Below are 19,924 nucleotides of genomic sequence, written 5' to 3'. Positions count from 1 at the left end.
CTACCGGTGAGTAACCCCAATTCGGACCAGTGGTCGATCTCGCCTACACTCGGGGTCGTGCCACGTGGTGACGGTCGACTCAATCATGATCTGCTCCCCGGTGAGAAAGGCCCCCAGGACGCCTGCGGCGTCTTCGGAGTCTGGGCTCCGGGCGAAGAGGTCGCCAAGCTCACTTACTTCGGGCTCTACGCCCTCCAGCATCGGGGCCAGGAATCCGCGGGTATCGCGGTCAGCAACGGCTCCCAGATCCTCGTCTTCAAGGACATGGGCCTCGTCTCCCAGGTCTTCGACGAGACCTCGCTCGGTTCGCTCCAGGGTCACATCGCGGTCGGACACGCCCGCTACTCGACCACCGGCGCCTCCGTGTGGGAGAACGCCCAGCCGACGTTCCGTGCCACCGCGCACGGCTCCATCGCGCTCGGCCACAACGGCAACCTGGTGAACACCGCCCAGCTCGCCGAGATGGTCGCCGACCTCCCGAAGAAGGAGGGCGGCCGTACGCCTCGCGTGGCGGCCACCAACGACACCGACCTCCTCACCGCGCTGCTCGCGGCCCAGGAGGACACCGAGGGCAAGCCGCTGACCATCGAGGAGGCCGCCCACACGGTCCTTCCGCAGGTCAAGGGCGCCTTCTCCCTCGTCTTCATGGACGAGCACACCCTGTACGCGGCCCGCGACCCGCAGGGCATCCGCCCGCTGGTCCTCGGCCGCCTCGAGCGCGGCTGGGTCGTCGCCTCCGAGTCCGCCGCCCTCGACATCTGCGGCGCGAGCTACGTCCGGGAGATCGAGCCGGGCGAGTTCGTGGCCATCGACGAGAACGGTCTGCGCACCTCCCGGTTCGCGGACGCGAAGCCCAAGGGCTGTGTCTTCGAGTACGTGTACCTGGCCCGCCCCGACACCGACATCGCCGGGCGGAACGTCTACCTCTCCCGCGTGGAGATGGGCCGCAAGCTCGCCAAGGAAGCCCCGGTCGAGGCCGACCTGGTGATAGCGACTCCGGAGTCCGGAACCCCGGCCGCGATCGGCTACGCCGAGGCGAGCGGCATCCCGTTCGGTGCGGGTCTGGTGAAGAACGCCTATGTCGGCCGGACCTTCATCCAGCCGTCACAGACCATCCGCCAGCTGGGCATCCGCCTCAAGCTGAACCCGCTCAAGGAAGTCATCAAGGGCAAGCGCCTGGTCGTCGTCGACGACTCGATCGTGCGCGGCAACACCCAGCGCGCCCTGGTCCGGATGCTCCGTGAGGCGGGCGCCGCCGAGGTCCACATCCGGATCTCCTCCCCGCCGGTCAAGTGGCCCTGCTTCTTCGGCATAGATTTCGCCACCCGCGCCGAGCTGATCGCCAACGGCATGACGATCGACGAGATCGGCACCTCGCTGGGCGCCGACTCGCTGTCGTACATCTCCATCGACGGCATGATCGAGGCGACCACCATCGCCAAGCCGAACCTCTGCCGCGCCTGCTTCGACGGCGAGTACCCGATGGAACTCCCGGACCCCGAGCTGCTCGGCAAGCAGCTCCTGGAGACCGAACTGGCCGCGGGTCCGGCCGCCACGGCCGCGGCCGACGCGATCCGTCGCCCGTAACACCTGCCGTACGACACGAAGGTTCTCACTAGCCATGTCTGAGACAACTGGTGCCAGCTACGCAGCTGCGGGCGTCGACATCGAAGCGGGAGACCGCGCCGTAGAGCTCATGAAGGAGTGGGTGAAGAAGACGCAGCGCCCCGAGGTCCTCGGCGGCCTCGGCGGTTTCGCCGGCCTCTTCGACGCCTCGGCCCTCAAGGGTTACGACCGTCCGCTGCTGGCCTCCGCCACGGACGGCGTCGGCACGAAGGTCGACATCGCGCGCCGGCTGGGCGTCTACGACACGATCGGCCACGACCTGGTCGCGATGGTCATGGACGACATCGTGGTGTGCGGCGCCGAGCCGCTGTTCATGACCGACTACATCTGCGTCGGCAAGGTCCACCCCGAGCGGGTCGCCGCGATCGTCAAGGGCATCGCCGAGGGCTGTGTGCTGGCCGGCTGCGCCCTGGTGGGCGGCGAGACGGCCGAACACCCGGGGCTGCTCGGCCCGGACGACTTCGACGTCGCCGGCGCCGGTACGGGCGTCGTGGAGGCCGACCGGCTCCTTGGCGCGGATCGCATCCGTACGGGTGACGCGGTGATCGCCATGGCGGCCTCCGGTCTTCACTCGAACGGGTACTCGCTGGTCCGGCACGTCCTCCTCGACCAGGCCGGCCTCGACCTGGACGCGCGCGTACAGGAGCTCGGCCGCACGCTCGGCGAGGAACTGCTCGAGCCCACCAAGATCTACTCGCTGGACTGCCTGGCGCTGACCCGCACCACCGATGTGCACGCCTTCTCGCACATCACGGGCGGCGGCCTCGCCGCGAACCTCGCCCGGGTGATCCCGGACGGCCTGCACGCGATCGTCGACCGCTCCACTTGGACGCCGGCCCCGATCTTCGACCTCGTCGGCAGGACGGGTCAGGTCGAGGGCTTGGAGCTGGAGAAAACCCTCAACATGGGCGTGGGCATGATCGCCATCGTCCCCGAGGAGTCGGCCGACGTGGCACTGGCGACGCTGGCGGACCGCGGGGTCGAGGCGTGGGTGGCCGGCGAGATCACCGACCGCGGCGAGCACACCACGGGTGCGGAACTCGTCGGCACGTACTCGGCCTAGGACGGTCACCCGGGACCGCGACAGGCAGCGCAAAACCCGGTCCGGTGGTGGGAACCACCCCGGACCGGGTCGAGCACAGCAAGTGCGTCAAGCGCCGCGGCGTTGAGACGTCGGACCGGACTCGTCGTCCTCGTCCTCGTCGTCGTTGTAGAGATCCGCGTACTGGGCGTACGGGTCGTCTTCCTCGTCGTCGTCGTCCTCGAACGGCTCGCCATTCGGCGGCTGGCTCGAAGTCGAAGCGCCCAGCTCATTGGCCAGACGCGAGAGGTCAGTCCCGCCGCTGCTGTACTTCAGCTGGCGGGCGACCTTCGTCTGCTTGGCCTTTGCCCGGCCGCGCCCCATGGCTCGACCCCCTCGGATACGGGGCTCGGTGGCCCCAGAGTCTTGACACGCGTTCATGATCTGGAACGGGCTCTCCGCAGAGAGACCGGTCCGTAGGGCTTCCACGGTACCTGAGCCCGCGCCCATACGGTACGTCGCCCGCAGGACGGGCCCGGGTCCAGGACCCTCGGGGCGCCCCGTCCCCGCTGGTCAACCGCGATTTTAACCACTTCTCGGCAGGCGACCCGCCGACGAACGTGAGAGTTCTCTCTAAGTGCCCGTCGGCGGGTACCGGCCAAACCTCTTCGAGGGTCAGCGACCGTGCCCCGCGGCCGCCTCGTGCATCCGCTGTTCCGCGATCCGGTCGGCCGCGGCGGCCGGCGGAATCCCGTCCGCCTTCGCACGTGCGAATATGGCGAGCGTGGTGTCGAAGATCTTCGCCGCCTTGGCCCTGCACCGGTCGAAGTCGAACCCGTGCAGCTCGTCGGCGACCTGGATGACCCCGCCGGCGTTCACCACGTAGTCCGGCGCGTAGAGGATCCCGCGGTCGGCGAGGTCCTTCTCCACACCCGGGTGCTCGAGCTGGTTGTTGGCCGCCCCGCAGACGATCCTCGCGGTCAGCGCGGGCACGGTGTCGTCGTTCAGGGCGCCGCCGAGCGCGCAGGGGGCGTAGATGTCGAGACCCCCGACATCACTGCCGCGGATCAGGGTCGCGGTGTCGGCGACGGCCCGCACGCCCTCCGGGTGCGCGGCGAGGATCCGGCCCACGGCCTCCTCGCGCACATCGGTGATGACGACCTCGGCGCCCTCGTCCCGCAGATGCCGGACGAGGTGGTGGCCGACCTTGCCGACGCCGGCGATGCCGACCTTGCGGCCGCGCAGCGAGGGGTCGCCCCACAGGTGCTGGGCGCTGGCCCGCATGCCCTGGTAGACGCCGAAGGCGGTGAGCACGGAGGAGTCGCCGGCGCCGCCGTTCTCGGGGGAACGTCCGGTCGTCCAGCGGCACTCACGTGCGACGACGTCCATGTCGGCGACGTACGTGCCGACGTCGCAGGCGGTGACGTAGCGCCCGCCGAGGGAGGCGACCATGCGGCCGTAGGCGAGGAGCAGCTCCTCGGTCTTGTCGCGGTCCGGGTCGCCGATGATCACGGCCTTGCCGCCGCCGTGGTCGAGACCGGCCATGGCGTTCTTGTACGACATCCCGCGCGCGAGGTTGAGCGCGTCGGCGACGGCCTCCGCCTCGGTCGCGTACGGGTAGAAGCGCGTACCGCCGAGGGCCGGGCCCAGAGCGGTGGAGTGGATGGCGATCACGGCCTTGAGGCCGCTGGCGCGGTCCTGGCAGAGCACGACTTGCTCATGTCCGCCCTGGTCCGAGTGGAACAGGGTGTGCAGTACATCAGCAGGTGCGCCGGTTACGTCGGTCACTGTGGTGACTCCTGAAGTAAGAAGCGGCGGGTGGATCCAGCTCCCGTGTGGGTGGCGGGTGCTGTGAGCACGAATTTAGACCCTCGCGGCCCCGCCATCCGCGCAGTGCTCAGGATCACCTACCACCGGAGGACGTCCGTGCGACGATTTGCATAGATTTCCCGCACGTTTGTGAGCGGGTTCCGCAGGTTTTCCCGGTGGTGGGCGGGGGAGGGAGCAGGCGTGCCCAAGGTGTCCTCGGTGATCGTCCCGTACGCGACGTACCTCCGCGTCTACGAACCGCTGGCCGCCTTCCCGGAACCGGAGCGCACCCACTGGGCGCGCTACGCCCGCCGCCCCGACCGGCCGACGTACCAGGACGAACTGCGGCGCTCCCTGGCCGACTTGCTGCCCACCCCGCCGATCCCGGTGCCGGTGCACGAGAGCGGCGACGCGTTCGTGCTCGACGTGGACGGTGTCGTGTGCGTGTGCCCCTGGCGGACCCGGCTGCGCGGCTGGCAGGCCCTTCAGGAGCTGCCCGAGGAGCTGCCGAGGGCGGTCCTGGACGCGGCCCTGCCGGAGTTCGTGCGGCGCCAGGCGACCGGCGACTACGAGCGCTGGCTGGTCCGGAACCCGGACGCCCGGCCCTGGATCCGGACCGGGACCTGGCAGGTGCCGCTGCACTGGTTCGTGCTCGTCTCCGATCAGGAGCGGCGCTTCGACAAGGGCTCGGGCGAGATCCCCGCGGCGCTGCGCTACCGGACGCCGATGGTGCAGGCCCGGCGGCGGGTGGCGCGGGCGTTGCGGGCCCTCAAGGACGCCATGGACGAGGGGCCGCTCATCGACGGTCTGGTGGACGTGGGGCGCTGGCTGGAGGAGTTCCACCCGCGCTCGCTGGTCGAGCTGGACTACGGCGGCCTGGTGCACGCGCTGTCGGCCGGCGAGCTGGAGGACGACCACTCGGCGGCGGACGTGGCCGAGGGGATCGAGGCCCTCCGGCAGGGCGACGGGGCCGCCGCGGGGGAGGCGTACGCGCGGCTGGTGGAGCGCTGGCGGTCCGTCAGGGACCGGCGCTCGGCGAACTAGGGCGAGCCGGGGCCACGGCCTGGCCCCAGGTAACGAACTGGCGTTTGACGAATCGCCCGTTTTGGGGTTTCGTCCTCGCACGTCCTCGCATCGCGGTTCCTGAGGTTTCGTCAACATCGGACGTAGGCCCCGATCCGGGCTTATGTGTCGAGCGTGACGGAACGCACGTACCCGGCCCTTGCGTCTCTTGCCCCTCCTCATGCCAAAATAGGACAAGGAGTCCGGGGGAGGACTCCGTCCGACGCACGCTTTGGGGGGTCTGGTGACTCCTGATCGCTCTGTGACTGATCGTCACAGTGGCGTGACTGTCCGCTATGGCATGGTCCATCGGCTTCCGTCGCTGATGAACACCTGGAGGGGCAATTCCATCGGTTTGGCCCGAGCGGCTGGACAGATGGTGTAGTTGTAGTGCCGAGGACAAGCCGTTCGTCCTATAACCGACTCGACTCGCGTCCGCCATTTCGGGCAACGCGGGTCAAGGTGCAGAATTTAGAGGAAAGAACCGAGAAGGTTCGGTTCTCCCGAGGAGGCCGCTCATGACCGCTCGCACCCCTGATGCCGAGCCGCTGCTGACCCCGGCTGAGGTCGCCACGATGTTCCGCGTTGACCCGAAGACGGTCACGCGGTGGGCGAAGGCCGGCAAGCTCACGTCGATCCGTACGCTCGGCGGGCACCGCCGCTACCGCGAGGCGGAGGTCCGTGCTCTGCTCGCGGGCATCCCGCAGCAGCGCAGCGAGGCCTGAACAACTGCATAACCGGGCAAACCGGCAGGTCCCCCAACTTGCCGCGGCGCCCGAACCCTAGCTCCAAGCGACGCGGGTTCTGCCCCAACAGGGCCCACGCCCAAGCCTTCAGAGGCTTTTCAAGCAAGTGACACAGGGTGCGTCGTAGATCGCGCTGGACTCCGCCGGGTCCAGTGCGATCTTTTTTGTGCGCGTCGCGTGTCGGACCAGCGCCTCTGTGAGCGGGCTTGTCGGAGTCTGGGGAGGGCTGTCGGATCTCCTGTGGACCGGCTCGGGGCGGGTGTCGAGACTGGTGCAATTGCACATATTAAATTGACCAGTTGTAGGTGAGGGGTAAGTACCGCGGTTTCAGAAACTCATGCGGTGACACCCGTCACATGCCAGGGTCCTTGTTGCCGTCGGTATACGTGCGCTAGAGGAGGCACGTGTTCCAGCGTCCCGCGGAGGGACGGGTGTTGGGGCCGCCGATGGTCACGCATCGGCGGGACTTTCGTCCTCCAGGACCTCGTCCGGCGCCTGGGCGGCTCCCGGTGGGGAGTCCATCGCCAGCCGCAGCAGGTGGTGGCAGATCGGGCAGTGGCGGGTTCGGTGCCCGTAGGACGACGACGCGGCCGACAGGTGCGCGCGGAGCAGGGCCCGCGTCTCGTGCCTAGCCGATACCGCCATACCCCACCTCCAAGGGCCGCACGGAAAGCGGCCCTGTCTTCTGGGTACCGAGCGAACGGGACGCCGTCAAGACGGCGGTGGGCTTCGCCGGGCGCGGTGTCTGTCGTGCCGCCCCTTGTGCCCCACCCGGCGTTGGTGTGGCCGTAGCCGGGGGCTGTCGCCCCCAGACCCCCGCTCCGGCCCTGAAGGGGCCTTGTCCTCAAACGCCGGACGGGCTGAGAGGCGCTGGGCGGCGCCGAGACGTGAAGAGGGCCCGCTTCCCTTGATGGGATAGCGGGCCCTCTTATTACTGCGGTCCTGACGGGATTTGCTGTGCCTGATTGCGGCTGCGCCGCGGGCGCGGCCTCCATCTTGACAGGGTGGCGAGGGGGAGTGTTGGGCATGAAGAAGGCCCGCCATCCCTTGACTGGGTGCGGGCCTCTTCTTGTTGCGGTCCTGACGGGATTTGAACCCGCGGCCTCCACCTTGACAGGGTGGCGAGCACTCCAAACTGCTCCACAGGACCAGGTTTCGCGGCGCTATCTGTGCGTTGCGCTGCGAGAAGAGACTGTACAGGAGGGGTGGCCCACCAGTCGAACTCACTCAGGGTGCGGGGGCGGTTACGGTACGGCCGCGTCGATCGCCTTCACGATCCGCTTGTCCGAGACGGGGTACGCCGTGCCGAGGGCGTGGGCGAAATAGCTGACCCGGAGTTCCTCGATCATCCAGCGGATGTCCGTGACGGTGGACGGGACCGGGCGGCCCTGCGGGAGTTGCTCCAGGAGCCAGGCGTACTCGTCCTGCATCTCGTGGACCTTGTCCATGCGGGTGGTGTCCCGTTGGACGTTCGTCGGCATCTGCTGGAGCCGCCGGTCCACCGCGACCAGGTAGCGCATCAGGTCGGGCAGGCGGCGGATGCCCGTCGCCGTGACGAAGCCCGGCCGTACGAGCGCGTCCAGCTGCTTGCGTACGTCCTGGAGGTTGGCGAGGAGCACGGGGCTGCGTACGCCCTTCAGGCGGCGCTCACAGGCCTGCCAGGCCGCCAGCACCTGCTGCACCTGCCCCACCGCACGGACCGTCGTGTCCACGATCTCCGCGCGCACCTTGTCGTACAGCTTCCGGTACGACTCCTCGTCCCACGCCGGCCCCCCGAAGTCCCCGACCAGCTTGTCCGCCGCCGCCATCGCGCAGTCGTCGAACAGTGCCTGGATCGAGCCGTGCGGGTTGGCGGAGAGCGCGAGCTTCTGGGCGTTCGTCAGCTTCTCGGACGCGAACTTCGCCGGATTGACCGGGATGTTGCGCAGGATCAGGCGGCGCGTGCCCTTCCACATCGCCTCCGCCTGTTCCGCCTCCGTGTCGAAGAGGCGGACGGAGACCGTGTCGCCGTCGTCGACCAGCGCCGGGTAGGCCTTCACCGGCTGGCCGGCCCGGCGGGTCTCGAAGACGCGGGTGAGGGAGCCGATCGTCCAGTCGGTCAGGCCCCTGCGCTCCAGGGACTCGCCGCCCTCACGGGAGGCGGTGGCGGCCGCGGCCTGGGAGAGGGCCTCGCGCGCCTTCGGCTTCAGGCGCAGCCGCAGCGGCTCCAGCTCCTTGTCCTCCGCCAGCTTCCGGCGCCGTTCGTCGACGATCCGGAAGGTGATGCGCAGGTGGTCCGGGACCTTCGCCCAGTCGAAGTCCTCGGCGGTGAAGGGGACTCCGACCATGCGCTTCAGTTCGCGGGCCATGGTCGTGGTCACAGGCTCCTGGAGCGGGACTGCCGTATCCAGGAAGCGTTTCGCGAAGTTCGGCGCCGGTACGTAGTTGCGGCGGATCGGCTTCGGGAGGGAGCGGATGAGCTCCGTCACCAGTTCCTCTCTCAGGCCCGGGATCTGCCAGTCGAAGCCCTCGTCCGTGACCTGGTTGAGGACCTGGAGCGGGATGTGCACCGTCACGCCGTCGGCGTCCGCGCCCGGCTCGAACTGGTACGTCACACGGAACTTGAGCTGCCCCTGCCGCCAACTGTCCGGATAGTCGGCCTTGGTGACCGCCTCCGCCGACTCCCGGATGAGCATCTCCCGCTCGAAGTCCAGGAACTCGGGCTGCTCGTGCCGCTTCCGCTTCCACCAGGAGTCGAAGTGGGCGCCGGAGACCACGTGTTCGGGCACTCGGGCGTCGTAGAAGTCGAAGAGCGTGTCGTCGTCGACGACGATGTCCCGGCGCCGGGCGCGGTGTTCGAGCTCCTCGACCTCGCTCAGCAGTCTGCGGTTGTCGGCGAAGAACTTGTGGTGCGTACGCCAGTCGCCCTCGACCAGCGCGTTGCGGATGAACAGCTCGCGGCTGACCTCCGGGTCGACACGGCCGTAGTTGACCTTGCGGTCGGCGACGATCGGTACGCCGTACAGCGTGACCTTCTCGTACGCCATCACCGCTGCCTGGTCCTTCTCCCAGTGCGGTTCGGAGTACGTGCGCTTCAGGAGGTGCTCGGCCAGGGGCTCGACCCACTCCGGCTCGATCTTCGCGTTGACGCGGGCCCAGAGGCGACTCGTCTCCACCAGCTCCGCCGACATCACGAAGCGCGGGGGCTTCTTGAAGAGGGCCGAGCCCGGGAAGATCGCGAACTTGGCGTTGCGGGCGCCGAGGTACTCGTTCTTCGCGCCGTCCTTCACGTCCTTCATGCCGACGTGGGACAGGAGTCCGGCGAGGAGGGAGACGTGGACGCTCTGGTCGGGGGCGTCCTCCTCGTTGAGGTGGATGCCCATCTGCTTGGCGACGGTGCGGAGTTGCGTGTAGATGTCCTGCCATTCGCGGATGCGCAGGAAGTTCAGGTACTCCTGCTTGCACATCCGGCGGAAGGAACTGGAGCCCCGCTCCTTCTGCTGCTCGCGGACGTACCGCCAGAGATTGAGATACGCGAGGAAGTCGCTCGTCTCGTCCTTGAAGCGGGCGTGCTGCTGGTCGGCCTGGGCCTGCTTCTCGGCCGGGCGCTCGCGCGGGTCCTGGATGGAGAGCGCGGCGGCTATGACCATGACCTCGCGGACGCAGCCGTTCTTGTCGGCCTCCAGGACCATGCGGGCCAGGCGGGGGTCGACGGGAAGCTGGGCGAGCTTGCGGCCGGTCTGCGTGAGCCGCTTGCGTACGTCCTTCTCGGCCGGGTCCAACGCGCCCAGTTCCTGGAGGAGTTGGACGCCGTCGCGGATGTTGCGGTGGTCCGGCGGGTCGATGAAGGGGAACTTCTCGATGTCGCCGAGGCCGGCCGCGGTCATCTGGAGGATGACGGAGGCGAGGTTCGTACGCAGGATCTCCGCGTCCGTGAACTCCGGGCGGGCGAGGAAGTCGTCCTCGGAGTAGAGGCGGATGCAGATGCCGTCCGAGGTACGGCCGCAGCGGCCCTTGCGCTGGTTGGCGCTGGCCTGGGAGACCGCCTCGATCGGCAGCCGCTGGACCTTGGTGCGGTGGCTGTAGCGGGAGATCCGGGCGAAGCCTGGGTCGATGACGTACTTGATGCCCGGGACGGTCAGCGAGGTCTCGGCGACGTTCGTAGCCAGAACGATCCTGCGCCCGGTGTGCTGCTGGAAGACGCGGTGCTGCTCGGCGTGGGAGAGGCGGGCGTAGAGGGGGAGCACCTCCGTGAAGCGGTACGCCTTCCTCGTGAGCGCGTCGGCGGTGTCCCGGATCTCCCGCTCGCCCGAGAGGAAGACGAGGATGTCGCCCTTGCCCTCGCCCTGAAGCTCCTCCACGGCGTCGCAGATCGCGGTGATCTGGTCGCGGTCGGAGTCGTCCGAATCCTCTTCCAGGAGCGGGCGATACCGCACCTCCACCGGATACGTCCGGCCGCTCACCTCGATGATCGGGGCGTCGCCGAAGTGCCGGGAGAAGCGCTCGGGGTCGATGGTCGCGGAGGTGATGACGACCTTGAGGTCGGGCCGGCGCGGCAGCAGCTGTGCCAGGTAGCCGAGCAGGAAGTCGATGTTGAGGGACCGCTCGTGGGCCTCGTCGATGATGATCGTGTCGTAGGCGCGCAGCTCGCGGTCGGTCTGGATCTCGGCGAGCAGGATGCCGTCCGTCATCAGCTTGATGAACGTCGAGTCCTGGTTCACCTGGTCGGTGAAGCGGACCTTCCAGCCGACGGCCTCGCCGAGCGGGGTGTCCAGCTCCTCGGCGACGCGCTCGGCGACGGTTCTGGCCGCGATACGGCGGGGCTGGGTGTGCCCGATCATGCCCTTGACGCCCCGGCCGAGCTCCAGGCAGATCTTGGGGATCTGCGTGGTCTTGCCGGAGCCGGTCTCGCCCGCGACGATCACGACCTGGTGGTCGCGGATCGCGTCGGCGATGTCGTCCTTCTTCTGGCTGACCGGGAGCTGTCCGGGATAGGTGATCGCGGGCAGGCGGCCGCGCCGGGTGCCGATCCGCTCCTCGGCCTTGGCGATCTCCGCCTCGATCTCGACGAGGACGGCGGCGCGCGCCTCCGGCTTGCGGATCTTGCGCGCGCCTTCGAGCCTGCGCCCGAGCCGCTGCGCGTCGCGCAGGGAGAGCTCGGTCAGGCGGGGGGCGAGATCGCCGAGGGCGGGGGTGCCGGGGGCAGGATGCGTAGACATACGCGATCCAGGATCTCATCCCCGGGAAATCCGTGGCGAACGATTTGTGCGGGGTGGATCAGGGGGTGCGCTGGGCCGGCGGCGCGGCGGGCGCCGCCGGCTGCTGCCGGGCGGCGCCGTCGCCCAGCGCGATGGACTTGGCGGTGTTGGACACGGCCTTGATGCCCAGGTAGGCGGTGGTCATGCTGCTCACCGCGGTGAACGCGGCGGTGAGCACGCCGACGATCACCGACTTGTCCCCGCCGAGTCGCCACACGCCGAAGATCGCGACCCCGGCGATGGCCAGGTTGCTGATCACCACGGCCAGCAGCCCGTACCGAGCCCGGCTCTTCTCCAACTCGGAGTCCCCCATGGCCCTGGAAGGTAGCGCTCGGCGGGGCGCGGTGCCAAGCCGGTCACCGGACGTCGACGTAGTCCTCCCGGCCGTCGCCGACGAAGTGCTTGCTGTCGGGGTACAGGAAGACGGGCACCCAGGTGCCGTCCTGCGTCGCCTTGAAGCCCTTGCTGAAGGAGCCGCTGGTCCCCGTGGTGACGGTGGCCATCAGGTACCAGGTCGTCTTGCCCTTGGGGCGGAAGAGGATCTGCACCTTCTTGCCGCCGTACGCCTTCCAGGTCGTGCTGCCGACCTTGCGGTCCTGGAGTACGCCCTTCACGGTGATCGTCCGGCCCTTGGTCACCGGCTCGGGGGACGCGTTGGCGTCCTTGATCCGGGTGAGGGCGCGGTTGCGGCGCAGGCTGCTGCTGACGGTGCCCTTGATGTCCTTGGTGGAGGAGCCGCCGTAGTGCAGGCGCCAGTAGCCGTCGGTGTAGCCGGGCAGCTTCTCGACGGTGAACTGTGAGCCGAAGCTTGCCTTGACGGTCTTCTCGGTGCTCCAGCCCGTCTTGCCGTCGGCCGAGTACTGGATGTCGACGGCGGCCTGGTCGCTGGTGTCGCGGCCGATCAGGCCGAGCGTGCCGTTGACGGTCACCTCGGCGTACTTGTCCAGCGAGGCCGTGAACCCGGTGAACTTCGTCGTCGCCGTGACCGCGACGGTGACGTCGGCGGTGTTGTGCACGATGTAGGGGTTGTACGGGCTCACCTGGACGGCGATCTCGTAGACGCTCTTGGCGCCGTACGGGTACCGCTGGAAGGAGAAGCGGCCGTTCGCGTCGGTCGTCGCGTCCACGGGGCTGCAGGTGCTGCAGTCCTTGTAGTCCATCTCCAGCGGGACGCCGGCCAGCGGCTTCCACTCGTCGCCGTACTGGTACTGGAGGGTGCCGGTGACGTCGACCTTGTCGCCCGCGGTGACGTGGAAGTCGCTCTTGTCGAGGACGTACCGGGTCGGTGCGGCCTGCGGCCAGACCTGGACCACGTCGGTGGTGAAGAAGCCGAGGTCGCCGTTGTACGTGGCGCGGGCCCAGCCGCCCGTCGTCTCCCGGGTCGCGGAGAAGTGGCCGGCGTCGTCGGTGACGGTGGGGGTGTCCTTGTTGCCGTTGTCGAAGGCGGCGTCCACGGTGGCACCGGGCAGCGGCACCGTCTCGCGGGTGCTGGGGTCGCGGACCACCAGGTCACCGCTGGCGGTGACCGTCCGGTGCTCGATGTCGGGCTCGGTCGGCGTCACGGCGTAACCGGTGATGACGGGCTGCTTCTGGTAGTGCAGGGTGCCCGCGTTCTGCTGGACGGTGGTCTCGCCGGTGCTGTCCGTGGCCTCGACGTCGACCGTGTAGTCGCCCAGAGCGTCCAGGTGGATGGGCTGCGAGGCCCAGATCCCCTCCCATGAGCTGACGTAGTACTTCTGCGTGAAGTCGGTGATCGTGGCCACCGGCGCGTCCGACTCACTGGCACCGACCGGACGGAGCGTCGCGGTCACCTTGCTGATGTCGCCGCTGTAGTTGAGCCGCACGTCGAGCACCGACCAGTCGGCCGAGTCGCTGTACGCGTCCTCCACGTTCGGCCCGGCGGCGTACGCGGTACCGGGCAGCGCGACCGTGCCGACCAGCACGGCCCCGGCAGTGACCAGCCCTCTGGCGATGTGTCTCAAGAACCCCCCTCAGGTCCCCTGCGAACGACGGACTGCCCTCCCGCCGGGGCCGGGTTCGAACCGGCGACCTTCCGCCCTGGGCGCAGCCGCTGCCAGGCAGGGCCGGGCGATCGCTCGTACCAACTGAGCTACCCAGCCACGAGGCTTCCGGGGAAACCTCAGCGGTCCTGACGGGATTTGCTGTACCTGATTGCGGCTTGCGCCGCGGGCGCGGCCTCCACCTTGACAGGGTGGCGAGCCGAGGTGGGACAGTAAACGAAACCCCCCTCCGGATGTCCGGGAGGGGGGTTTCGTTCTTGTGGCTGGGGCCGGGGTCGAACCGGCGACCTATCGCTTTTCAGGCGATCGCTCGTACCAACTGAGCTACCCAGCCACGAGGCTTCCGGGGAAACCTCAGCGGTCCTGACGGGATTTGAACCCGCGGCCTCCACCTTGACAGGGTGGCGAGCACTCCAAACTGCTCCACAGGACCAAGCTTTGTGGGCGACCACAAGTGTCGCACACGGTTTTGCGTGCCCCCAACGGGATTCGAACCCGTGCTACCGCCTTGAAAGGGCGGCGTCCTAGGCCGCTAGACGATGAGGGCTATCGGCCCGCCTGGGCGCCTCTCAGCGCGTCGGGGACGTGAGAAGCATATGGGATGGGGGGAGGTATCGCCAAAACGGTTTACGGGCCCGAGGACGACGGGGTGGACGGGGAAGAGGGGGCGGAGGAGGAAGGGGTGGCTCCCGGCTGGTTCTCCTTCGGGAGGTGGCGGGTGACCTCGGCCGTCGTCTCGCCCAGGCCGCCCAGTTTGATCGCGTCCCAGGCCTGGAGGCGCCGGGTGTCCCGGTCGAAGTAGAGGATCGAGGCCTCGATCGGCGCCGGGTACTTGTGCTCCAGGGCGCGCAGACCGCTGCCGCCCGTCGAGCCCTCCATGCGCAGCCGGGTGCCGTACTTCAGGATCTCGTCGCCCTCGTGGTGCAGGTGGCCGCAGAGGACGAGTGGCACCTCGCCGTCGACCTCCCGCGCTGCGGACGGCTCGTGGGCCATGGCCACGTCGACCGGGGTGCCCGCCGTTCGCTGGTCGTGCAGGGCCGCGGCGAGGCGGTCGCCGGCCAGTTCCTCGGACGCGTCGGCGCCCTCCGGGTTCGAGCGGTCCGGGGTGAACTGGGGGTCGCCGATGCCGGCGAAGCGCAGGCCGGCGACGGTCTGGGCGCGGCCGTCGTCGAGGACGTGCACGTTCTTCATGCGGGAGAGATAGCGCTGGGTGGTGGCGGAGTCGTGGTTGCCGCGGACCCAGACGTACGGCGCCCCGAGGTCGGCGATCGGGTCCAGGAAGCCGTTCTCCGCCGCCGTGCCGTGGTCCATCGTGTCGCCGGTGTCGACGATCACGTTCACCTTGTACTGCTCCACCAGCGAGGCGATGATCTTCCAGCTCGCCGGGTTGAGGTGGATGTCCGAGACGTGCAGGACGCGCACGGTGGTGGGGTCCGGCTGGTAGGCGGGGAGCGTGGACGTGACGTCGTACAGCTTGGTCACGTTCGTCACCAGGCGCGCCAGCTCCTTCTGGTAGACGTCGAACTCGGTGACGATGTTGCGCGCGTTGCCGACCAGCGAGGGGGCCGAGGAGAGCAGGCCCGAGTACTTCGGTTCGAGGACGGAGTTCGGGTTCCAGGTGGCGTACGCCGTCGCGCCGGAGGCCATGAGCAGGGCGAGGGCGGTGCCGCCGGCGGCGAGGGCGCGGCGGGGGCGGCGGTAGACGGCCAGGCCCAGGGCGGTGGCTCCGGAGACGACCGCTATGCAGGAGCGCAGGGCCAGGTCGAGGGTGCCCTGCTCGACGTCGTGGGCGACCTCGTCCTGGAGGCCGGAGAGGCGCTCGGGGTGGTCGACCAGGGCCGAGGCGCGTTCCGGGTCGAGTTGGTCGACGTTGACGTCCAGGCGGACCGGGCCGCGGTGGCTGTTCAGCTCCAGGGCGCCGAGCGGGGAGACGTTGATCTTCGTGCCGCCGGTGAGGGAGGGGCGCAGGGTCATCGTCGTGTTCATCGGGCCGACCGGGACCCGCACGTTGCCGACGGCCAGCAGTCCCAGCCAGGCGCCGAGCAGCACGACCGCGACCAGGCCGAGGCCGCGGACCCAGGGGCTGGGCCGGGCGGCGAGTTCGAGGGCCGGGAGCGGGCGGCGGGTGCGGTGGCGGCGGGCGAGGAGGTGCGGGGACCTGCGCAGGCGGTTCAGAGCGGTTACGGCGATGGCGGGGACGCGGGCCATTGGTCCCGTATGCCCAAGTGCGGGGTCGGATATGCGCCGGACGGGAGCGGGCCGGTCAGCCCCAGCCCAGTTCGTGGAGCCGCTTGTCGTCGATGCCGAAGTGGTGGGCGACCTCGTGGATGACGGTCACGGCGACCTCGTGGACGACGTCCTCGGCCGTCTCGCAGTAGCGCAGGGTCGGGCCCATGTAGATGGAGATGCGGTCGGGCAGCACTCCGGCGTACCACTCGCCGCGGTCGGTGAGGGGGGTGCCCTCGTAGAGGCCGAGGAGTTCGGGGTCGTCGGCGGGCGGCTCGTCCTCGACGAACACGGCGACGTTGTCCATGACCCGGGTCAGCTCGGGCGGGATCCGGTCCAGGGCCTGGCTCACGAGTTCCTCGAACGATTCGCGTGTCATCTCCAGCACAGAGCCATTGTCGGGGAAGAGGCGCTCGGGACGGAGGTACGGAGAGGCCCTGTCTCCCGGATGTCCGATGTACTCGGGTGCGACTGAGTACCTGCGCTCTGCCCGGAGCCTGCGCGAGCCGGAACGCTGGAGCCATGAGCCAAGGACTTCTCGAACGCGTTCGCCGGCTGGGGCCGGCCCTCCTGCTCGCCGCGGTCTCCCTGGGGATGTGGGCCGCCTGGCTGGGCTGGGACCAGCACAAGGACGTGCACGCCGACGGTACGACGACCGGGCCGTACCAGGCCTGGCAGGTGATCGGGCTGGTGCTGACGCTGCTGGCGGCGGTGTACTGGGCCGCCTCCCGGCACCATGTCGCCGGCGCCGTGCTCGGCACCACGGCGGGCCTCACCCTCGCCGCCTACTACGACTGGTCGGACGACTCCAGCGGCCTCTACGCGATCGGCGTCGGGCTGGTCATGGTCGGCAGCCTCGTCGTGACGACCGTCGCGTCCAACGTCATCGCCTCGGCGACGCGGGGCGGGGGACGGGTCACGGCCTGATCTTGCGGGGTGCGGGGTGCGGGGTGCGGGGTGCGGGGTGCCGGGTGCCGGTTGCCGGGCGCGGGCCGGGGTGGTGGACGGCTGCGGCCCGATCGTCCCCGGGGCCCGGCGGCACCCGCGCGTGTCCTCTTGCGGGCGGCGGGAGTTGAGGAGGTTGACTCCTTTCCCGCCCTCGGAGGTGGCTTCCCGTGCGCCCCATGTACGTACCCGTCCGTCTGGCCGTCACGGTCATGGCGGTCGCCGCCGCAGCCGGCTGTATGAGCGTGGGCGACGACGGAGGAGGCGGGGGCGCGAAGCCCTCGCATTCGGCGGGGCAGAAGGGCGGTGAGGCGCCCGACGGGGGGTCGGCCGTCTCCGGCGGCGGGTTCGGGGTGGCCGCCGACGGCAAGCACGGCGGGAAGAAGGGCAAGGGGGAGGCGACGGAGTCGGCCTCCCCTTCCGCGTCGCCGTCGGCGGACGCGAGCGCGTCCGCTCCCGTGAAGGGCAAGCCGGACGTGAGCGGGAAGCCCGGGGCGCCGACGCCGACCAAGGCGACGCCGACACCCACGCACACGGCCGAGCCGCCGCCCACCCCGAGCGACCCGCCACCGTCCGCGACACCGGAACCACCGCCGTCCGCCGAGCCCTCGTCCTCGGCCCACGGCGAGACCACACCACAGCTGGCCGAACGCGAGCCCGCACCGACGGCCGGTGAGCCGGTCTGAGGCGAGCGCTCCCCACCCCGGCGGGGTGAGTCGGTCTGCGGCGGGTGCGCTCACCCTCGCGGGGGAGCTGATCCGAGGTGGGTGACCTCCCCCCCCCCGCGGGGAAGCTGGTCCGAGGTCGGTGAGTTCGCCTCGGCTGGGTGGAGGGAGCGGCGGAGGTGTTGGGCGAGTGACCTTGCCTACACCGGTCGGGGCTGGTTTGCCTTCGGGGGTGGGGGGTGCGTATGGTGGTAGATCGTTTGATCCCATTGCCCGGCGCCATTGCAGAGAGCGCCGCGTGGCGCGTTCTCTCCCTTGCCGTGGCTGACCGCATAGAGGCGGTCGTATTGCGAAATCACGGAGTTGACGGGCGCGTGCCGACGAGACTCCGGAAGGTTTCGCTTACGCATGTCCATTTCCAGTACTGATCACGCCGTCATGCCCGAGAACGAGGGCACCGAAGGCGCTCCCGAGGTCACCTTCGCGGACCTCGGTCTCCCCGAGGGCGTCGTCCGCAAGCTCGCCCAGAACGGCGTGACCACCCCCTTCCCGATCCAGGCCGCGACCATCCCGGACGCCCTGGCCGGCAAGGACATCCTCGGCCGTGGCCGCACCGGCTCCGGCAAGACCCTCTCCTTCGGTCTGCCGACCCTGGCGCGTCTCGCCGGCGGCCGCACCGAGAAGCACAAGCCCCGCGCGGTCATCCTCACCCCGACCCGCGAGCTCGCGATGCAGGTCGCGGACGCCCTCCAGCCGTACGGCGACGTCGTCGGCCTGAAGATGAAGGTCGTCTGCGGCGGCACGTCGATGGGCAACCAGATCTACGCCCTCGAGCGCGGCGTCGACATCCTCGTCGCCACCCCGGGCCGCCTGCGCGACATCATCAACCGCGGCGCCTGCTCCCTGGAGAACGTCGAGGTAGCCGTCCTCGACGAGGCCGACCAGATGTCCGACCTGGGCTTCCTGCCCGAGGTCACCGAGCTGCTCGACCAGGTCCCGGCCGGCGGCCAGCGGATGCTCTTCTCCGCCACGATGGAGAACGAGATCTCCACGCTGGTCAAGCGCTACCTGGTCGACCCGGTCTCGCACGAGGTCGACGCCGCCCAGGGCGCGGTGACGACCATGTCGCACCACATCCTCATCGTGAAGCCCAAGGACAAGGCGCCGGTCACCGCCGCCATCGCCTCCCGCAAGGGCCGCACCATCATCTTCGTCCGCACCCAGCTGGGCGCGGACCGCATCGCCGAGCAGCTGCGCGAGGCCGGCGTGAAGGCCGACGCGCTCCACGGCGGCATGACCCAGGGCGCCCGCACCCGCACGCTGGCCGACTTCAAGGACGGTTACGTCAACGCGCTCGTCGCCACCGACGTCGCCGCCCGCGGTATCCACGTCGACGGCATCGACCTGGTCCTGAACGTGGACCCGGCCGGCGACCACAAGGACTACCTGCACCGCGCGGGCCGTACCGCCCGCGCCGGCCGCACCGGCACCGTCGTCTCCCTGTCCCTCCCGCACCAGCGCCGCCAGATCTTCCGGCTCATGGAGGACGCGGGCGTCGACGCCGGGCGGCACATCATCAACTCCGGTACGGCCTTCGAGCCCGAGGTCGCCGAGATCACCGGTGCCCGTTCGATGACCGAGGTCCAGTCCGAGTCCGCGGCCAACGCGGCCCAGCAGGCCGAGCGTGAGGTGTCCCACCTCACCAAGCAGCTGGAGCGGGCGCAGCGCCGCGCGACCGAGCTGCGCGAGGAGGCCGACCGCCTGGTCGCCCGCGTCGCCCGCGAGCGCGGCGAGGACCCGGAGGCCGCGGTCGCCGAGGCGCAGGCCGCGGTGGCCGAGGCAGCCGTCGAGGTGACCGAGCCCGAGCAGTCGCCGGCGCAGGAGACCGAGGCGCCGGCGTACGAGCGGCGCGAGCGTCGGGACGACCGTGGCGGCCGTTCCTTCGAGCGTCGGGACAACGACCGTGGCGGCTTCCGTCGCGACGACCGCCGTGACGACCGTGGCGGTCGCTCCTTCGAGCGTCGTGACAACGACCGTCCCGGTTTCCGCCGTGACGACCGTCGGGACAACGACCGCGGCGGCTTCCGCCGTGACAACGACCGTCGGGACGACCGCGGTGGCCGTTCCTTCGAGCGTCGGGACAACGACCGTCCCGGCTTCCGCCGTGACAACGACCGTCGGGACGACCGTGGCGGTCGCTCCTTCGAGCGTCGGGACAACGACCGTGGTGGCTTCAACCGCGACCGCGGCGACCGTGGCTTCGAGCGTCGTGACAACAACGACCGCGGTGACCGTGGCGGCTTCCGTCGCGACGACCGTCCGGCCGGGCGTTCCTTCGAGCGCCGGGACGAGCGCGGCGGCCACCGTGGCAGCGACCGTCCCTTCAACCGCGACCGCCGCGACGACCGTCCGGGCTTCCGCTCCGGCGGCCACGAGCGTCCGTACGGCCGCCGCGACGACCACCGTGGCACCGGCACCGGCACCGGCGGCTCCTCCTTCGGCCGCCGCGACGACAAGCCCCGCTGGAAGCGCAACGGCTGACGCCGGGTGACGGCCGAGTGAACTG

At 69.8% G+C, this 19,924-nt stretch carries 15 protein-coding genes and 5 tRNA genes; 7 read left to right on the top strand and 13 right to left on the bottom strand.

The window, feature by feature from the left end; translation table 11 throughout:
• Positions 1–57: 57 nt before the first annotated feature.
• Together purF and purM are read left to right on the top strand one after the other, a co-directional pair.
• Positions 58–1,587 (top strand): amidophosphoribosyltransferase, encoded by a 1,530-nt coding sequence (gene purF / locus ACQEWB_RS23560; protein ID WP_432834116.1) that lies wholly within the window; start codon positions 58–60, stop codon positions 1,585–1,587.
• A gap of 34 nt (positions 1,588–1,621) precedes the next feature.
• Positions 1,622–2,689 carry a phosphoribosylformylglycinamidine cyclo-ligase gene (purM, locus tag ACQEWB_RS23555; RefSeq protein WP_432834114.1) on the top strand — a complete coding sequence of 356 codons (1,068 nt, stop codon included), beginning with the start codon at positions 1,622–1,624 and terminating at the stop codon, positions 2,687–2,689.
• Between the two features lie 87 nt (positions 2,690–2,776).
• Here the strand turns inward: purM and ACQEWB_RS23550 are convergent, their stop codons facing one another.
• Both ACQEWB_RS23550 and ACQEWB_RS23545 read right to left on the bottom strand, forming a co-directional pair.
• Positions 2,777–3,031, bottom strand: a complete 255-nt coding sequence (locus tag ACQEWB_RS23550; protein ID WP_432834112.1) for a DUF3073 domain-containing protein — start codon at positions 3,029–3,031, stop codon at positions 2,777–2,779.
• A 291-nt stretch (positions 3,032–3,322) separates the two neighbouring features.
• The gene (locus tag ACQEWB_RS23545) at positions 3,323–4,435 is read right to left on the bottom strand and encodes a Leu/Phe/Val dehydrogenase (RefSeq protein WP_432834110.1); all 1,113 of its coding nucleotides are present in this window, start codon (positions 4,433–4,435) and stop codon (positions 3,323–3,325) included.
• A gap of 222 nt (positions 4,436–4,657) precedes the next feature.
• Here ACQEWB_RS23545 and ACQEWB_RS23540 point away from each other — a divergent pair, with 222 nt between their 5' ends.
• Together ACQEWB_RS23540 and bldC are read left to right on the top strand one after the other, a co-directional pair.
• The gene (locus ACQEWB_RS23540; protein ID WP_432834108.1) at positions 4,658–5,500 is read left to right on the top strand and encodes a hypothetical protein; all 843 of its coding nucleotides are present in this window, start codon (positions 4,658–4,660) and stop codon (positions 5,498–5,500) included.
• A gap of 536 nt (positions 5,501–6,036) precedes the next feature.
• Positions 6,037–6,243 (top strand): developmental transcriptional regulator BldC, encoded by a 207-nt coding sequence (gene bldC, locus ACQEWB_RS23535; RefSeq protein ID WP_003949541.1) that lies wholly within the window; start codon positions 6,037–6,039, stop codon positions 6,241–6,243.
• Between the two features lie 471 nt (positions 6,244–6,714).
• On the opposite strand, the gene ACQEWB_RS23530 is transcribed toward bldC, so the two are convergent.
• The 11 genes from ACQEWB_RS23530 to ACQEWB_RS23480 form a co-directional block, all read right to left on the bottom strand.
• Positions 6,715–6,909: a DUF6274 family protein gene (locus tag ACQEWB_RS23530; RefSeq protein WP_432834104.1), complete on the bottom strand. Its 195-nt coding sequence runs from the start codon at positions 6,907–6,909 to the stop codon at positions 6,715–6,717.
• Positions 6,910–7,339: 430 nt separating this feature from the next.
• Positions 7,340–7,414 (bottom strand) — tRNA-Asp (locus ACQEWB_RS23525).
• 94 nt (positions 7,415–7,508) lie between these two features.
• Positions 7,509–11,462, bottom strand: a complete 3,954-nt coding sequence (gene hrpA, locus ACQEWB_RS23520) for an ATP-dependent RNA helicase HrpA (protein ID WP_432834102.1) — start codon at positions 11,460–11,462, stop codon at positions 7,509–7,511.
• A gap of 58 nt (positions 11,463–11,520) precedes the next feature.
• Positions 11,521–11,814 (bottom strand): hypothetical protein, encoded by a 294-nt coding sequence (locus tag ACQEWB_RS23515; RefSeq protein WP_432834100.1) that lies wholly within the window; start codon positions 11,812–11,814, stop codon positions 11,521–11,523.
• 43 nt (positions 11,815–11,857) lie between these two features.
• Positions 11,858–13,483: a hypothetical protein gene (locus ACQEWB_RS23510; protein ID WP_432834098.1), complete on the bottom strand. Its 1,626-nt coding sequence runs from the start codon at positions 13,481–13,483 to the stop codon at positions 11,858–11,860.
• A gap of 40 nt (positions 13,484–13,523) precedes the next feature.
• Positions 13,524–13,621, bottom strand: a tRNA-OTHER gene (locus ACQEWB_RS23505).
• A gap of 161 nt (positions 13,622–13,782) precedes the next feature.
• Positions 13,783–13,856, bottom strand: a tRNA-Phe gene (locus tag ACQEWB_RS23500).
• 24 nt (positions 13,857–13,880) lie between these two features.
• Positions 13,881–13,955, bottom strand: a tRNA-Asp gene (locus ACQEWB_RS23495).
• 41 nt (positions 13,956–13,996) lie between these two features.
• Positions 13,997–14,069: transfer RNA gene (locus ACQEWB_RS23490), tRNA-Glu, on the bottom strand.
• A gap of 80 nt (positions 14,070–14,149) precedes the next feature.
• Positions 14,150–15,730, bottom strand: a complete 1,581-nt coding sequence (locus tag ACQEWB_RS23485; protein ID WP_432834096.1) for a metallophosphoesterase family protein — start codon at positions 15,728–15,730, stop codon at positions 14,150–14,152.
• A gap of 55 nt (positions 15,731–15,785) precedes the next feature.
• Positions 15,786–16,136 carry a metallopeptidase family protein gene (locus ACQEWB_RS23480; RefSeq protein WP_432834094.1) on the bottom strand — a complete coding sequence of 117 codons (351 nt, stop codon included), beginning with the start codon at positions 16,134–16,136 and terminating at the stop codon, positions 15,786–15,788.
• A gap of 134 nt (positions 16,137–16,270) precedes the next feature.
• On the opposite strand from ACQEWB_RS23480, the gene ACQEWB_RS23475 reads away from it, so the two are divergent.
• The 3 genes from ACQEWB_RS23475 to ACQEWB_RS23465 all read left to right on the top strand — a co-directional run bounded on the left by ACQEWB_RS23475 (position 16,271) and on the right by ACQEWB_RS23465 (position 19,899).
• Positions 16,271–16,675, top strand: a complete 405-nt coding sequence (locus ACQEWB_RS23475; RefSeq protein WP_432834092.1) for a hypothetical protein — start codon at positions 16,271–16,273, stop codon at positions 16,673–16,675.
• 188 nt (positions 16,676–16,863) lie between these two features.
• On the top strand, positions 16,864–17,379 hold the full coding sequence (locus ACQEWB_RS23470; protein ID WP_432834090.1) for a hypothetical protein: 516 nt from the start codon (positions 16,864–16,866) through the stop codon (positions 17,377–17,379).
• A gap of 387 nt (positions 17,380–17,766) precedes the next feature.
• Positions 17,767–19,899 carry a DEAD/DEAH box helicase gene (locus tag ACQEWB_RS23465; RefSeq protein WP_432834088.1) on the top strand — a complete coding sequence of 711 codons (2,133 nt, stop codon included), beginning with the start codon at positions 17,767–17,769 and terminating at the stop codon, positions 19,897–19,899.
• Positions 19,900–19,924: the final 25 nt, after the last annotated feature.

This window comes from Streptomyces sp. CA-249302 (genome assembly GCF_050936785.1).
Taxonomy (GTDB): domain Bacteria; phylum Actinomycetota; class Actinomycetes; order Streptomycetales; family Streptomycetaceae; genus Streptomyces.
Note: the sequence above shows the minus strand (reverse complement) of the source record. Positions and strands in the feature narration are given on the sequence as shown.